This window comes from Devosia sp. (assembly GCF_048261455.1).
Classification (GTDB): Bacteria; Pseudomonadota; Alphaproteobacteria; order Rhizobiales; family Devosiaceae; genus Devosia_A.
In genome coordinates, this window is the sequence record NZ_JBLXGA010000019.1 from 24596 (window position 1) to 38761 (window position 14166).

The following is a 14166-nucleotide window of genomic DNA, read 5'->3' on the forward strand; positions in this document are numbered from 1 at the left end:
GTGTGAATGGTATTTCTTCCCCAGCAGGTCATCGGCAAGAAACGCGATGGCCTGGCCCTCGACGCTGACGAGATCGGCACCTTCATTGCCGGCCTGACCGATGGCAGCGTCTCCGACGCTCAGGCTGCGGCGCTGGCCATGGCGATCGTCTTCAACGACATGAGTGATCCCGAGCGCGTCGCGCTCACCCTCGCCATGCGCGACAGCGGCGACGTGCTCGATTGGTCGGGGCTCGACGGCCCGGTGCTCGACAAGCATTCGACCGGCGGCGTCGGCGACAATGTCTCGCTGATGCTGGCGCCCATCCTCGCGGCCTGCGGCGCCTATGTGCCGATGATCTCGGGGCGTGGGCTCGGGCACACCGGCGGCACGCTCGACAAGTTCGATGCCATCCCCGGCTACGAGACCCAGCCCGATCTGGACCTCTTCCGCCGCACCGTGAATGAGGCCGGATGCGCCATCATCGGCGCCACGGCCGATCTCGCGCCAGCCGATCGCAAGCTCTACGCCATCCGCGATGTCACCGGCACGGTCGCCTCCATCCCGTTGATCGTCGCTTCGATCCTCTCCAAAAAACTCGCCGCCGGGCTGGATGGTCTGGTGCTCGACGTGAAGACCGGCTCGGGTGCCTTCATGGCGGCGCCGGAAAAATCGCGCGCTCTCGCCGAGGCGCTGGTGGCGGTGGCCAATGGCGCCGGCCTGCGCACCACGGCGCTGATCACCGACATGAACGAGCCACTGGCCAGCGCTGCCGGCAATGCGCTCGAAATCCGCAATGCTGTCGATTTCCTCACCGGCCGCCATCAGGATCCGCGCTTGCGCGAGGTCACGCTGGCGCTCGCCGGCGCGGTGATGGGGCTCACCGGCCACGCCAACCCGCATAGCGCCGCCGAACACGCGCTGGCGACCGGGCGCGCCGCCGAGCGCTTCGGCCGGATGGTGGCGCTGCTCGGCGGCCCTGCCGATTTCATCGAGCGCATGGACCAGCATCTGCCCATCGCGCCCGTGGTGCGCGATGTCACCGCCGAAAGCGACGGCACCATTGCTGCAATCGACACGAGGGCCGTCGGCATGGCCGTCGTCGCGCTGGGCGGTGGTCGGCGCCAGCCCGGCGATGCCATCCGCTACGATGTCGGCTTCGATGCCCTCGTCCCCATCGGCACCACGGTGTCGCCCGGCACGCCGATCGGGCGGGTGCATGCCGCCGATGCCGCGACCGCCGATCTGGCAACGGCGCAGCTGCGCGCGGCCTTCACCATCGGCGAAACCGCGCCCAGCCACAAGCTCATCACCGCAACCCTTCCACCAACCGGGGCCAGCTGATGCCACGCGTCATCCTTTGCATTCTCGACAGTTTCGGCATCGGCGGGGCGCCCGATGCCGATGACTACGGCGATGCCGGTGCCGATACGCTCGGCCACATCGCCGAGACGGTTGCGTTGCACCTGCCGACCATGGATGCCTTGGGGCTCGGGGCGGCCGCCGAACTCTCGACCGGCCGCGTGCCGTCCGGCCTCACCAACCAGCCGACCGGAGGCCGCTGGGGCGTCGGTCGCGAAGTCTCGAAGGGCAAGGACACGCCCTCGGGCCATTGGGAAATCGCTGGCGTGCCGGTGCCTTTCGAGTGGGGCTATTTCCCAGTCGCCGAACCGGCCTTTCCCAAGGCGCTCACCGACGCGGTCATCGCCCGCGCCGAACTGCCGGGCATTCTGGGCAACAAGCACAGCTCCGGCACGACGATCATCGCCGAACTGGGCGAGGAGTCCGTCCGCACCGGAAAACCGATTTTCTACACCTCGGCGGATTCGGTGCTGCAGATCGCGGCGCACGAGAGTCACTTCGGCCTCGATCGGCTCTATGCGCTGTGCGAGACCGTGTTCGAACTGACCGAACCCATGCGCATCGGCCGGGTCATCGCCCGGCCGTTCCTCGGCGACAGCGCGGACACCTTCAAGCGCACCGGCAACCGGCGCGATTTCGCCATTGCCCCGCCCGAGCCGACTTTGCTCGATCGCGCCAAGGCGGCGGACCGGCAGGTCTATGCCATCGGCAAGATCTCGGACATCTACGCCGGCCACGGCGTCACCCACAAGATCAAGGCGACGGGCAATATGGCCCTGTTCGACCGCACGCTCGAGGCCATGGAAATGGCTGCCGATGGCGCGCTGGTGATGACCAATTTCGTCGACTTCGATCAGGAATACGGCCACCGCCGCGACGTGCCGGGCTATGCTGCGGCCCTCGAGGCCTTCGATCAGCGCCTGCCCGAACTGATTGCCGCGCTGCGGCCCGACGATCTGGTGATCCTCACCGCCGATCACGGCAACGACCCGACCTGGCGCGGCACCGATCATACGCGCGAGCAGGTGCCCATTCTGTGCTTTTCTCCCGCGCTTTCTGCCGGAAGCGCTGGCCTCCGGCAAACATTCGCGGATATAGGGGAAAGTGCCGCCCACTGGCTTGGCCTCGCGCCCGGCCGGCACGGCAAGTCGTTTCTCTAGCTCACCGAGGTTGCCGATGCGTGGCGTAACTGTCGTCGATCACCCGCTGATCCAGCACAAGCTGACGATCATGCGTGACAAGAACACGTCCATTGCTGGCTTTCGCCGCCTGTTGCGCGAAATCGCGCACCTGCTGTGCTACGAGGTGACGCGCGATCTCGAACTGCAGGAAATCCCCATCGAGACCCCGATGGGCCCGATGCAGGCGCCCACCATCAAGGGTAAGAAGCTGGTCTTCGCCTCCATCCTGCGCGCCGGCAACGGCTTGCTCGACGGCATGCTCGATCTGGTGCCGGCGGCCCGCGTCGCCCATATCGGCATCTATCGCGACCACGAGACGCTCGAGCCGGTCGAATATTACTTCAAGGCGCCGTCAGAGCTCGAGAACCGGCTGATCATTGTCGTCGACCCGATGCTGGCGACCGCCAATTCCTCGATTGCCGCCATCGACAAGCTCAAGGAACGCGGTGCCAACAACATCCGCTTCCTCTGCCTGCTGGCCGCGCCGGAAGGCATCGAGAAATTCAGCGAGGCGCACCCTGACGTGCCCGTCTTCACCGCATCGCTGGACAGCCATCTGAACGAGCTCGGCTATATCGTCCCCGGCCTCGGCGACGCCGGCGACCGCATGTACGGCACGAAGTAGGGCAGGGCAGGGGCCAAATACAGTCTGTCCTTCTCCCGCGAGGGGAGGAGGACGTCGGTCCAAAACCTGTGCAGGGAGCCTCAGGCCTTCAGCGGTAGGCCCAGCGCCACGAGATCGGCGCGCAGCTGCTCGGCCGAGGTGAAGTGGATCGCCTGCATCCCGAACTTGCGGGCCGACACCACATTGGGTTCGCTGTCGTCGATGAACACGCAGGTTTCGGGCGCCAGCCCATAGCGCTCGCAGAACACGCGATAGATCCGCGGATCGGGCTTCACCAGCCCTTCGAGACCCGAAACGACCGCGCCGTCGAACTTTTCGAGGAAAGTCCATTCGCCGAGGCAGCTCACCCATTTTTCCCACGAGAAGTTGGTGATCGCGAAGGTCGGGATCTCGGCGGCGACCAGCTCGTCATGAATGGCGATGGTGCCGGTGTTGAACTCGCCCAGCGTTTCCTTCCAGCGCAGGTCGAACGCCTGGATCTCGCGCCAGTAGCGCGGATATCGCGTGATCAGCCGCGCCACGCCTTCGGAAAAGATGTCACCGGCGTCGAACTCCAGGTTCCAGTCCGGGGTGCAGATATTGTCCCAGAACCACTGCGCATCCTCTTCGGTGTCGAACAGCTGCCGGAACAGGTACATCGGGTTCCAGTCGACGAAAACGCCGCCAAGGTCGAATACGGGGATCAGGGTATCGTTCATCGCGGGCCTCGCTGGTATCGTTGCCGCAGCCTATGGCACGCAGCCCCCATGCCCGCAAGCGCAGTGCGCGACCGCTAGTCCAGCGCGATGCCGCCCTCGAAGCGCGGCAGGTAATACTCGGCGCGATTGAGGTTGATCGGGCCGCTGATCACCATGCCGAACATTGGCGTATAGGCATATTCGATTTCCGAAACGACCAGGAAATCGCCGCGCGCCATCAGGTTGAGCTGCTCGTTGGCATCGAGCGGAAATTGGCTGTCGGCCTCGCGCGCTATGCCGCCATTGAAGCCGCGGCTCCAGCTCACCGTCACGCTACCATCGTCGGCCACTTCAATCAGCGACAGGACCTGTCGCAAGCCGTTGGTCGAATAGGGCCGCATGATGTTCTGCGCCGCCGCGAAATAGTCGTTCAGCGTCGCGGTCGCAATCGAGGTGTCTTCGCGCGACACCAGATCGCCCATCGTGCCGGCGATCGTATAGACGCGGCGATCCACCGTGTAGAGCGAGGCCGCCTCCACGGTGCCGAAGTAGAGCAGCAGCAGAAACGGCAGGATCAGCGCGAATTCCACCGCCGCGACGCCGCGCTCCTGCGTCCGAAACTGCCTCACCAGTGTGAAAAGTCCTGGCCGGCGCATCAGAAGGGCTCGTTCTTGAACACGCGGACGCCGGCCAGTAGCCGCACGCCATCGGGCTGGTTGCGCAGGTCGAACCACGGCAGGTTCACGATGGCCGGCCACTTGTAATAGGCCTGCACCAGGATCACCTGGCTGCCGGCGCCGGGGTTGTAGTTCTGCACGATGGTCCAGTCGCACTCCGGGTCGCAGTCCTCGTCCGTTTCCGTGACATTGGTGATTGTCGCGGCGGTGAAATTGTCGACCACATCCACCCTGATGCGCAGTTCCTGACAGTCGAACAGCCCGTAAAGCCGTTCGCAGATTTCAGCGCGGAAGTTGTCGCTGGTGTAATTGGCGGCCTGGGCCTGCCCCGTCCGGATCAGCCGTGAGGCGTCGGCTGTCGCCGTATCGAGGATCTGCCCGGCGAAAAAGATCAGCGTCGTTTCCAGAATGGCGAAGATGATCGTGAAAAAGGGCAGCGCCAGAATGCCGAACTCGATCGCCGTCACGCCGCGCTCGTCATCGGCAAACGCACCGCCGCGGCGGATAGCCGGGGCAATGAGGGTTCGCAGCAGCCGTGGGCGGTATCGAGGCCGGGTCAACATGGCGCAAACATTCGCACGCGCGCCCTAAACGAGTGTTAGTAATCGCGTCTTGATTTGAGTGTGAGAATTTGTGGTTAACTGTTGGTTCAGTTGGCCGCGCCGGCAATGTTCCGCGACGAGGCGATGACGTTCGCGGTGAAACTGGCGTCGTCGCCGATCATGATGACCGGCTGACAGACCGGCTCGCACGACAGGCTGGTCCGCCGGTCGGCCTGGTATACCGTCACCACATTGGCCTGGTCCTGCACCACCTGCAGCATGGTGTCGGCGATCGGATTGCCCGAGGCGTCGAGCACGATCAGATTGGTTTCGCCATAGCTCTTGCCCGTCAGCACCAGCGTCTGCGGATCCTGGATGGTGACATCGGCGATGCCGGGGTTGCCGATGATCACGGTCGCCGCCGGGGCGTTGATGCGCAGGATACGGGCCATGTTTACCTTGACGCTCACCACCGTGCCCGTATTGGCGCCCATTGCGACGGCAGGCGCGGCAATCGCCAGTGCGAAACCGAGGGCGGCAGCCATAAGAGTGCGTAAGGGCATGGTGGGAACCTGCTTGGCGAGTGGTGTACGTAAATGCATTCTTGCCGCGAATGGTGAAGAAACCCCAAACAGCGCCGCGCCCGTGCTGCTAAATCGCCTTGCGCCTGGAATGTACTGTTGCGGATCAGGGGCTCCAGCCGGCTTCAATAAAAGTCAATCGAACCTGTTAAGTTGGTATTGACAATAGCAAAAATACGCATGTTTTAGACTGGTGAGGTTCCGCAGTTAACCCAATTTCAAGACGTGCTGGCTAGTTTGACAGCAAGTTCGATGTGACCAGTCGAACCGTCCCGAGCCGTCGTGGGATGGCAGGGGTTTGACCTGTGCAAGGAGCCTTAACATGAACACTGTCGCTCGTTTTGCGAATGACGAATCCGGTGCCACCGCCATCGAGTACGGCCTGATTGCTGCCCTGATCGCCGTCGGCATCATTGCCGCCGCCACCACCCTGGGCGGCAGCCTGTCCAGCCTGTTCAACAGGATCTCGACGCAGCTGAACGGCGCGACCTGATCCAGTTTCAGGCATGACGATTTGATCAAGGGGGCTTCGCGGCCCCCTTTTTCGTTTGGGCTTTGTTAACCATGACGGGTCGACACTTGGCCCCAAGTCCGGGACCCCCGGTCCAACGCATGTCGGCCCGGCAATGAGCTTTAGTCTGTCTTCCCTTGCACTGCTGATCTTTCCGGTCCTGATGGCCTTCGCCGCCATCTCGGATCTGCTGACCATGCGCATCTCCAACCGCCTGGTCTATACCGTCTTGCTCGGCTTCGCTGTCGTCGCAATCGTGGCCCAGCTGCCGCTCGAAACCATCGGCATGCATCTCGCCTGTGCGGCGGCCGCCCTGGCGGTCACCTTCAGCTTTTTCGCTTTCGGCTGGATCGGCGGGGGTGATGCCAAGCTTGTTGCGGCCACGGCGCTGTGGCTCGGCTTTTCAATGATGCTGCAATACATCGTCTTCGCCTCGCTACTCGGCGGCGCGCTGACGCTGATCATTCTGGGGTTCCGGCGCTGGCCCCTGTCACCCCGCCTGCGCAATGTCGTCTGGCTTGACCGGCTGCATGACGAAAAGACCGGAGTGCCATACGGCATAGCCCTCGCCGCTGCCGCGCTTCTCATCTATCCGGACACGCTTGTCTTTCAGCAACTTATCGGCTGAAGCCCGTCGTTAACCGTAATTGACAAGCTTCGATTAACCAAACTTTGACCGTTTGGGTCGATAGTTGTTGCCGAGTATCCCGGCGTCCCTGCGTTCCGGGCTGAAGTGGAGTAACTTGATGAGAGCGTCGCGCATCATCCTGCTGCTGGTGGCCATCGTGGCTGGTGGCCTTGCGGCATTCCTCGCGACTCGTGGCGAAGCGCCGACAACTGTCGTTGTGTCCGCACCTGCCGAAGTCATTGAGGAAAAAAAGGCGCAGATACTGGTCGCGCGTACGCAGATCGGCGTCGGCCAGCGTCTGGGCGAGATGACCATCGAGTGGCAGGACTGGCCCGAACTGGCTGTCCGCCCCGAATACATCAAGCGCGAGGCGTTTCCGGATGCGCTCACCGAAATGAGCGACTCGGTCGCCCGTTTCGAGTTCTTTCCCGGTGAACCCATTCTCGAAGCCAAGCTGGTGCGCGCCAGTCAGGGCTATCTGTCCGCCGTCATTGCCCAGGGGATGCGCGCCGTATCCGTCGAGGTCACCGCGGCCTCCGCTGCCGGTGGCTACGTCGTCCCCAATGACCGCGTCGACGTTGTCCTGAGCCGCAACGAAAACAACAACATCATCAGCGAGACGCTGCTCACCAATGTGCGCGTCATGGCCATCGGCATGCGCCTCGGCGAGGCCGGCACCACAGGTGGCAATGTCGATGGCGAGCAGGACCCGCGCAACGAGGTCTTCCAGAACACGGCCATCGCGACTCTCGAGCTGACCCCGGCACAGGGCGAAACAGTCATCAATGCCAGCCGTGTCGGCACCCTGACGCTCGCCCTGCGCTCGATGGCCGACTTCGCCGAAGCCACATCCGAAATGACACCGGCCGGCGCTGGCGCCGACGCCAGCCGCTCTATCCGCATGATCCGCTTTGGCCGCGAGGATGACATCATGTCCGGCACATCCGTGCAGCCGTCGTCACCCGATATCAGCCCCGCCGCCTTTCCCCAGGGGTCCGCAGACACGCCGGGCCAGCCCGTCTTTGAGGTTCAATGATGCGTAACAGTTCACGGGTTACCGCACTTATGGACGGTGCTGCACCGCAGCGCACCCTGATGCGCGAGACCGTTCGGATCGCCATTATCGCAGTCCTGCTCGGAATGGCGCTGGCGCTGCTGCCGCTTGGCCTCGGCCTTGCGCGCGCTGCAGAGACCACGCATTTGCGCATCAGCCCCCATGCGATCGGCAGCACGCAGACGGTCGACATGAGCTTCAACAAGTCGCTGCTTCTGGATCTGCCGGTTGACGCCCAGGAAGTCATCGTTTCCCAGCCGGGTGTGGCCAACGCCATCATGCGCTCCAAACGCCGCGCCGTCATCCAGTCGACCGGCTCCGGCAGCACCAACATGTTCTTTCTCGATGCCCATGGCCGTACCATCACGGTGCTCGACGTGTCGGTGAAGGCCGCCGTATCCAACGTTGCCGCGGCCCTGCGCGAGACCTATTCCCGCGTGCTGCCCGACGCCCGGATCAGGGTGGAATCGGTCGTCTTGCAGAACGCCGACGGCCAGGATGTGAACCGCATCGTGCTGTCGGGCTATGCCGCGACCGACGATCAGGTGCAGACCGCCATTACCATCGCCAGCCAGTTCGCCGGCTCGGCCGACAATGTCGCCAGCGCCATCTCGGTCAAGGGTGCCCAGCAGGTCATGCTCAAGGTCACCGTGGCCGAAGTGCAGCGCGAGGCGGTCAAGCAGCTCGGCATCAACCTCAATGCCAGCTTCGACAGCGGCAATCTCGCCACCGGCATCGTCAGCAAGCAGCCGCTGGGCGGGTCCAGCAATGTCTCGACCAGCTCTGGCGGCAGTTTCGGCCTGTCGGGAGGCGGCTTCAGCATCGATGCGACCCTCAGGGCGCTGGAGCGTCATGGCGCGCTGCGCACGCTTGCCGAACCCATGCTGACCGCGCTCTCCGGTCAGGAAGCCGAGTTCCTCGCCGGCGGTGAATTCCCCATCCCGACGGCCATCGATGCCAACGGCACCGTCAGCTACGAGTTCAAGGAATTCGGCGTGAAGCTGAAGTTCACCCCCACCATCAAGGCGGGTGGCCGGATCGCACTCGTCGTCGATACCTCGGTCTCCGAGCCGACCATTGAAGGTGGCTTCAACGCCGGGCCGATCACCATCCCGGCCACCAAGGAACGCCAGGCCAAGACTTCGGTCGAACTCGGCGTGGGCCAGACCCTGTCGATCGGCGGCATGATGCAGGATACCGTCCGCACCCAGATCAACCGTCTGCCGGGCCTCGGCGACATTCCGGTCCTCGGTGCGCTGTTCCGTTCGCGCGACTACATCCGCAATCAGACAGAACTCGTCATTCTGGTTACGCCTTATTACGCCGAGGCTGCCAACATGCCGATCTTGCCCACGGACGAGCTTGAGTTCGCGGGCGATGCCGAGGCGATTTTCCTTGGTCATATCGAAAAGGTTTACGGCGTAGGCCCACAGGGCATGCGGGGAAGCTACGACGGGTCCGTCGGCTTCCTTCTGGATTGATGGAGTAGCAGTGTCATGAGTTTCCTTACACGCGACGGCGGCGGGGCCGAAGAAGAGGTCGTCACTGAAATCGCAACCGGTGCCCGTCTGCTGCCGCACATCACCATCCAGGCCTTCTGCGAACAGTCCCAGACCGCCGAACTGGTCGACTCCTGCGTGCAGGACCGGCGTATGTCCAAAGTCGCGCTCACCACGCACAATGGTGGGCTCGACGGCGCCATCGAGACCTATCGCGCCAACCCCACGCCCAATCTCATCATTGTCGAAACCTCGCTGCCGCCTGAGGAAATTCTCTCGGCGCTGGAGCGGCTTGCCGAGGTCTGCGATGCGGCCACCCGGCTGATCGTGCTCGGTCACACCAATGATGTGCACCTCTACCGCGACCTCATCCGCTCCGGCGTGTCGGAGTACATTGTCCTGCCGGCCAATGCGCAGGTCATCGTCACCGCCATCACCGAGCTCTTCGCCTCCGAAGGCGCGGCGCCAATCGGCCGCAGCATCGGCTTCATCTCCGCCAAGGGCGGGGCCGGTGGCTCCACCGTCGCGCACAATGTCGGCTGGGCCATCAGCCAGACCCTGCGCCAGGAAACCCTGATCCTCGACCTGGATTTCGCCTTCGGCACCGCCGGGCTGAATTTCAATCAGGATCCGCCGCATGGCATTGCCGACGCGCTGGGCGCCAATCAGAAGATGGACCAGACCATGCTGGACCGGCTGATGTCCAAGGCCGCCAGCCACGTCAACCTGCTCACCGCGCCGGTCGTTCTCGACAAGCCGTTCGATTTCGAAGAGCGCGACTTCGAGCAGATCATCGAACTCAGTCAGCGCGTCGCGCCGGTGGTCATTCTCGACATCCCGCACGCCTGGAATGCCTGGGTGCGGCACACCATTGCCACCATCGACGAGATCATCATCGTCGCCGAGCCCGACCTCGCCAATCTGCGCAATGCCAAGAACATCTCCGACACGCTCAAGGCGATGCGCCCCACCGACAGCGAGCCGTTGCTGGTCCTCAACCAGATCGGTCTGCCACGCCGGCCCGAGATCGCCCCGCTCGAGTTCGCCACCTCGGTCGAATGCCAGCTCATCGGCCAGATTGCCTTCGACGCGGTCACCTTCGGTACTGCCGCCAACAATGGCCAGATGATCGCGGAGATTGCCGCCTCGCATCGTGCCAATGAGGTGTTCCGTAACGTCGGCATGCACGTCACCGGCCGCGCCGTTCCCGAGCGCGCCGCCGGCAAGTCCAGTCTCAAGCTTCCGTCTTTCCTCAAGCGCAAGCGTGCCTGAAAGGTCTAGGTTCCAATGTTCGGCAAGCGCACATCTTTCGGCGGCAACACGCCGGGCGCCCGGCCGGCGCCCCGCCCGGTAGAATCTGCTCCTCCGGCCGCCTCGGAGCCCAAGTCCGGCCGTGAACTCGCGCGTGCCAGCGACACGGCGCGGCGCACTGACGACGTCGTCGATGTCAGCGGCCCCCAGCAAGGCGCCCGCGACAAGGAATATTTTGCGACCAAATCGGCGATCTTCAACGCGCTGATCGACTCGATCGATCTTAGCCAGCTCGCCACCATGGAGCAGGATGCGGCGCGCGAGGAAATCCGCGACATCGTCGCCGAGATCATCGCGCTCAAATCCATCGTCATGTCGATCGCCGAGCAGGAAGACCTGCTCGAGGACATCTGCAATGACGTCCTCGGCTATGGTCCGCTCGACCCGCTGCTGGCCCGCGACGACATCGCCGACATCATGGTGAACGGCAGCCAGAAGTGCTACATCGAGGTCAACGGCAAGGTGAAGCTCACCAATGTGCGCTTCCGTGACGACAGCCACCTGATGAACGTGTGCCAGCGCATCGTGTCGCAGGTCGGTCGCCGGGTCGATGAAAGCTCTCCGATCTGTGACGCGCGCCTGCCCGATGGCTCGCGCGTCAACGTCATCGCCCCGCCGCTGGCCATCGATGGCGCCGCGCTGACCATTCGTAAGTTCAAGAAAGACAAGCTGACCCTCTCCCAGCTGGTCAAATACGGCTCCATCTCGCCCGAGGGCGCCGAGGTGCTGCGCATTCTCGGCCGTGTGCGCGCAAATATCCTGATCTCCGGCGGTACCGGTTCGGGCAAGACCACCTTGCTCAACTGTCTGACCGGCTTCATCGAAAAGGACGAGCGCGTCATCACCTGCGAGGACTCGGCCGAATTGCAGCTGCAGCAGCCGCATGTCGTCCGGCTCGAAACCCGCCCGCCCAACCTCGAAGGCGAGGGCGAGATCACCATGCGTGACCTCGTCAAGAACTGCCTGCGTATGCGCCCCGAACGCATCATCGTGGGTGAGGTGCGTGGCCCCGAGGCCTTCGATCTGCTGCAGGCCATGAACACCGGCCACGATGGCTCGATGGGCACGCTGCACGCCAACTCGCCGCGCGAAGCCCTCAGCCGCCTCGAATCCATGATCACCATGGGCGGCTATTCGCTGCCCTCGCGCACCATCCGCGAGATGATCGTCTCCTCGATTGACGTCGTGGTGCAGGCTGCCCGCCTGCGCGATGGCTCGCGCCGCATCACCCACATTTCCGAAGTGCTCGGCATGGAAGGCGATGTCATCGTGACCCAGGACATCTTCCTTTACGACATCAAGGGCGAGGACGGGAACGGCAACCTGCTCGGTCAGCACCACTCCACCGGCATCACCAAGCCGCAGGTCACCGAGCGCGCCCGCTACTTCAACGAGGAAGCCAACCTGGTGGAGTCGCTGGAACGCTCCAATATCGAGCAGCACGACATCCTGGGGAACAAGTGACCATGAGTCCGCTCATCCTGGCAGTCCTGGTTATTGTTTGCGTCGGGGCGGCAGGCTTCGCCCTCGTGCCGTCGCTCACCGGCAGCTCCCGCGCCACCAAACGCATGAAGGCGCTGCAGGGCGATATCCGCACCAATCGGATCGAGGCCACCGCGACGCGCGATCGCGAGGCGCGCCGCCGCGAGATCCAGTCTTCGCTGCGCAATCAGACCAATGCTCAGAAGCAGAAACAGCGCATCAGCCTCACCGCGCGCATCCATCAGGCCGGCATGAAGATCAAGCCGGCGGCCTTTGTTCGCAACTCGGTCATCACCGGCGTCATCATTTTCGTCGTGCTCTTCATCGTGCAGGTCGAGCTGCTCTACTGCCTCGTGCTCGGTGGAGCCGGCGGCTATCTGCTGCCGCGCATGTATCTCAACCACCGGCGCAAGAAGTATCAGAACGCCTTCCTTGCCGAATTGCCCAATGCCGTCGAGGCCATCGTGCGCGGCGTCAAGTCCGGCCTGCCGCTCAACGATTCCATGCGCGTTGTCGCGCGTGACGCCAAGGAGCCGATCCGCTCCGATTTCCAGCGCGTGCTTGATCAGCAGTCGATGGGCAAGTCGATGCACGAGGCCATCATGGTGCTTTTCGAGCGTGTGCCGCTGCCTGAGGTGAACTTCTTCGTCGTGGTCATCAACGTGCAGTCCCAGGCCGGCGGCAACCTGTCCGAGGCCCTCACGAACCTCGCGCGCGTGCTGCGCAACCGCAAGAAGATGAAGGCCAAGGTCAAGGCTATGTCGTCGGAAGCCAAGGCCTCCGCCGGCATCATTGGCTCGCTGCCCTTCATCGTCGCGCTGCTGGTCACGCTGACGACGCCGAACTATCTGCTGCCGCTCATCGAAACCGATATCGGCAAGATCTGTCTTGGCGTTGCGGCCATCCTCATGTTCATCGGCGGCTTCATCATGAACCGCATGATCCAGTTCGATATCTAGAGGGCCCGGGCGCATGGAAAATCTGATCTCCACCCTCACCGACACGCGCTTCCTCGTCGCCGTTCTGGCCGCGGTCGCGGCGGCCGCGGTGGTTTTCACCATCGGCGCCACGTTCTTTTCCGGCAACGACACAAAGAAGGTGCGCCAGCGCATTCGCCGTGTCGCGCTGGAACGCGAGAAGATGCGCGCCGAGGAAATGGCGCGACTGCGCGGCCCGCAGCCCGAAAGCGGACCCCGAACCATCCGCCAGCAGGCGGGCCGCGACTACATGAAGAACGTGGTCAAGCGCTTCTCGCTCGAAAAGGCCTTCGTCGACGCCGGCACCGCCGATGCGCTGGCCCGCGCCGGCTATCGCGGTCAGGCGGCGATGACCACCTATCTGTTCGCCCGTTTCGTTACGCCCTTTGTCCTGTTCATCCTCGCTTTCGCCTATCTCAGCCTCACGGTCTTCGCCGATCGCCCGCTTTGGATGAACGGCATCTATGCCCTGCTTGTCGGCCTCATCGGCGCCTACCTGCCGATCCTGATGCTCAAGAACAAGACCCAGAAACGCCAGCAATCCATCCGCCGCGCCTGGCCCGATGCGCTCGATCTCATGCTGCTCTGCGTCGAATCCGGCATGTCGGTGGAACACGCCTTCAAGCGCGTCAGCCGCGAGCTCGCCGGCCAGAGCCCCGAACTCGCCGAAGAGCTCAGCCTGACAACGGCCGAACTGAGCTTTCTCGAGGAACGCTCCCGGGCCTTCGACAATCTCGGGCGCCGCACCGGGCTCGATGTGGTGCGCTCGGTGATGACCTCGCTCATCCAGGCCGATCGCTACGGTACCTCGGTCGGCACCTCGCTGCGCGTCATGGCCGAAGAGGGCCGCGAGCAGCGCATGAACGACGCCGAAAAAAAGGCCGCCTCGCTGCCGCCCAAGCTCACCGTGCCGCTGATCGTGTTCTTCCTGCCGGTGCTCTTCATCGTCATCATTTCCCCCGCCATCATCCGCGTCTTCCAGCAGAACATGAGCATGGGGTAGGGGAGCGGGCCTGGTTTCAGCCCCGTTCAGGCGAAGGCGATAGCCGTCTGGCAGCCTGTCGCCACCGCTGCCGGGTG

At 63.7% G+C, this 14166-nt stretch carries 15 protein-coding genes; 11 read left to right on the forward strand and 4 right to left on the reverse strand.

All coding sequences use genetic code 11. From position 1 onward, the window contains the following. Window positions 1–6 precede the first annotated feature (6 nt). From deoA to upp, 3 genes are read left to right on the forward strand one after another with little or no spacing between them, the layout of a single operon-like run. Window positions 7–1323, forward strand: a complete 1317-nt coding sequence (gene deoA, locus ACN0TK_RS16250) for a thymidine phosphorylase (RefSeq protein WP_417310580.1) — start codon at window positions 7–9, stop codon at window positions 1321–1323. Further along, a complete protein-coding gene (locus ACN0TK_RS16255) occupies window positions 1323–2501 on the forward strand; it encodes a phosphopentomutase (RefSeq protein WP_417310581.1) in 1179 nt (392 codons plus the stop codon). Before deoA ends, ACN0TK_RS16255 begins: the two co-directional genes overlap by 1 nt. 16 nt (window positions 2502–2517) lie before the next feature. Next, the gene (gene upp / locus ACN0TK_RS16260; RefSeq protein WP_417310582.1) at window positions 2518–3147 is read left to right on the forward strand and encodes a uracil phosphoribosyltransferase; all 630 of its coding nucleotides are present in this window, start codon (window positions 2518–2520) and stop codon (window positions 3145–3147) included. An 80-nt stretch (window positions 3148–3227) separates the two neighbouring features. Here upp and ACN0TK_RS16265 read toward each other — a convergent pair whose 3' ends face one another. The 4 genes from ACN0TK_RS16265 to ACN0TK_RS16280 form a co-directional block, all read right to left on the reverse strand. Then, the gene (locus ACN0TK_RS16265) at window positions 3228–3845 is read right to left on the reverse strand and encodes an HAD family hydrolase (RefSeq protein ID WP_417310583.1); all 618 of its coding nucleotides are present in this window, start codon (window positions 3843–3845) and stop codon (window positions 3228–3230) included. A 74-nt stretch (window positions 3846–3919) separates the two neighbouring features. Beyond that, entirely contained in the window at window positions 3920–4453 is a 534-nt protein-coding gene (locus ACN0TK_RS16270) for a TadE/TadG family type IV pilus assembly protein (protein ID WP_417310584.1), read from the reverse strand. 26 nt (window positions 4454–4479) lie between these two features. Continuing rightward, the gene (locus ACN0TK_RS16275; protein WP_417310585.1) at window positions 4480–5064 is read right to left on the reverse strand and encodes a TadE/TadG family type IV pilus assembly protein; all 585 of its coding nucleotides are present in this window, start codon (window positions 5062–5064) and stop codon (window positions 4480–4482) included. Between the two features lie 86 nt (window positions 5065–5150). Then, window positions 5151–5606 carry a pilus assembly protein N-terminal domain-containing protein gene (locus tag ACN0TK_RS16280; RefSeq protein ID WP_417310586.1) on the reverse strand — a complete coding sequence of 152 codons (456 nt, stop codon included), beginning with the start codon at window positions 5604–5606 and terminating at the stop codon, window positions 5151–5153. Between the two features lie 340 nt (window positions 5607–5946). On the opposite strand from ACN0TK_RS16280, the gene ACN0TK_RS16285 reads away from it, so the two are divergent. The 8 genes from ACN0TK_RS16285 to ACN0TK_RS16320 all read left to right on the forward strand — a co-directional run bounded on the left by ACN0TK_RS16285 (window position 5947) and on the right by ACN0TK_RS16320 (window position 14089). Then, window positions 5947–6117 (forward strand): Flp family type IVb pilin, encoded by a 171-nt coding sequence (locus tag ACN0TK_RS16285; protein ID WP_417310587.1) that lies wholly within the window; start codon window positions 5947–5949, stop codon window positions 6115–6117. A 133-nt stretch (window positions 6118–6250) separates the two neighbouring features. Continuing rightward, window positions 6251–6763, forward strand: coding sequence for an A24 family peptidase (locus ACN0TK_RS16290; RefSeq protein ID WP_417310588.1), 513 nt, complete (start codon window positions 6251–6253; stop codon window positions 6761–6763). 118 nt (window positions 6764–6881) lie between these two features. Next, entirely contained in the window at window positions 6882–7799 is a 918-nt protein-coding gene (gene cpaB / locus ACN0TK_RS16295) for a Flp pilus assembly protein CpaB (protein WP_417310589.1), read from the forward strand. Between the two features lie 59 nt (window positions 7800–7858). Then, complete coding sequence (locus ACN0TK_RS16300) at window positions 7859–9298, forward strand: type II and III secretion system protein family protein (RefSeq protein WP_417310590.1); 1440 nt, start codon at window positions 7859–7861, stop codon at window positions 9296–9298. A gap of 15 nt (window positions 9299–9313) precedes the next feature. Next, window positions 9314–10588: an AAA family ATPase gene (locus tag ACN0TK_RS16305; RefSeq protein ID WP_417310591.1), complete on the forward strand. Its 1275-nt coding sequence runs from the start codon at window positions 9314–9316 to the stop codon at window positions 10586–10588. 15 nt (window positions 10589–10603) lie between these two features. Beyond that, on the forward strand, window positions 10604–12091 hold the full coding sequence (locus tag ACN0TK_RS16310; RefSeq protein ID WP_417310592.1) for a CpaF family protein: 1488 nt from the start codon (window positions 10604–10606) through the stop codon (window positions 12089–12091). 2 nt (window positions 12092–12093) lie between these two features. After that, complete coding sequence (locus tag ACN0TK_RS16315; RefSeq protein WP_417310593.1) at window positions 12094–13068, forward strand: type II secretion system F family protein; 975 nt, start codon at window positions 12094–12096, stop codon at window positions 13066–13068. A gap of 13 nt (window positions 13069–13081) precedes the next feature. Further along, complete coding sequence (locus tag ACN0TK_RS16320; protein ID WP_417310594.1) at window positions 13082–14089, forward strand: type II secretion system F family protein; 1008 nt, start codon at window positions 13082–13084, stop codon at window positions 14087–14089. Window positions 14090–14166: the final 77 nt, after the last annotated feature.

Bases quoted from the DNA above. Each gene is read 5' to 3' on its own strand.
- deoA (WP_417310580.1), top strand. From the start codon at position 7: ATGGTATTTCTTCCCCAGCAGGTCATCGGCAAGAAACGCGATGGCCTG.
- ACN0TK_RS16255 (WP_417310581.1), top strand. From the start codon at position 1,323: ATGCCACGCGTCATCCTTTGCATTCTCGACAGTTTCGGCATCGGCGGG.
- upp (WP_417310582.1), top strand. From the start codon at position 2,518: ATGCGTGGCGTAACTGTCGTCGATCACCCGCTGATCCAGCACAAGCTG.
- ACN0TK_RS16265 (WP_417310583.1), bottom strand. From the start codon at position 3,845: ATGAACGATACCCTGATCCCCGTATTCGACCTTGGCGGCGTTTTCGTC.
- ACN0TK_RS16275 (WP_417310585.1), bottom strand. From the start codon at position 5,064: ATGTTGACCCGGCCTCGATACCGCCCACGGCTGCTGCGAACCCTCATT.
- ACN0TK_RS16280 (WP_417310586.1), bottom strand. From the start codon at position 5,606: ATGCCCTTACGCACTCTTATGGCTGCCGCCCTCGGTTTCGCACTGGCG.
- ACN0TK_RS16285 (WP_417310587.1), top strand. From the start codon at position 5,947: ATGAACACTGTCGCTCGTTTTGCGAATGACGAATCCGGTGCCACCGCC.
- ACN0TK_RS16290 (WP_417310588.1), top strand. From the start codon at position 6,251: ATGAGCTTTAGTCTGTCTTCCCTTGCACTGCTGATCTTTCCGGTCCTG.
- cpaB (WP_417310589.1), top strand. From the start codon at position 6,882: ATGAGAGCGTCGCGCATCATCCTGCTGCTGGTGGCCATCGTGGCTGGT.
- ACN0TK_RS16300 (WP_417310590.1), top strand. From the start codon at position 7,859: ATGCGCGAGACCGTTCGGATCGCCATTATCGCAGTCCTGCTCGGAATG.
- ACN0TK_RS16305 (WP_417310591.1), top strand. From the start codon at position 9,314: ATGAGTTTCCTTACACGCGACGGCGGCGGGGCCGAAGAAGAGGTCGTC.
- ACN0TK_RS16310 (WP_417310592.1), top strand. From the start codon at position 10,604: ATGTTCGGCAAGCGCACATCTTTCGGCGGCAACACGCCGGGCGCCCGG.
- ACN0TK_RS16315 (WP_417310593.1), top strand. From the start codon at position 12,094: ATGAGTCCGCTCATCCTGGCAGTCCTGGTTATTGTTTGCGTCGGGGCG.
- ACN0TK_RS16320 (WP_417310594.1), top strand. From the start codon at position 13,082: ATGGAAAATCTGATCTCCACCCTCACCGACACGCGCTTCCTCGTCGCC.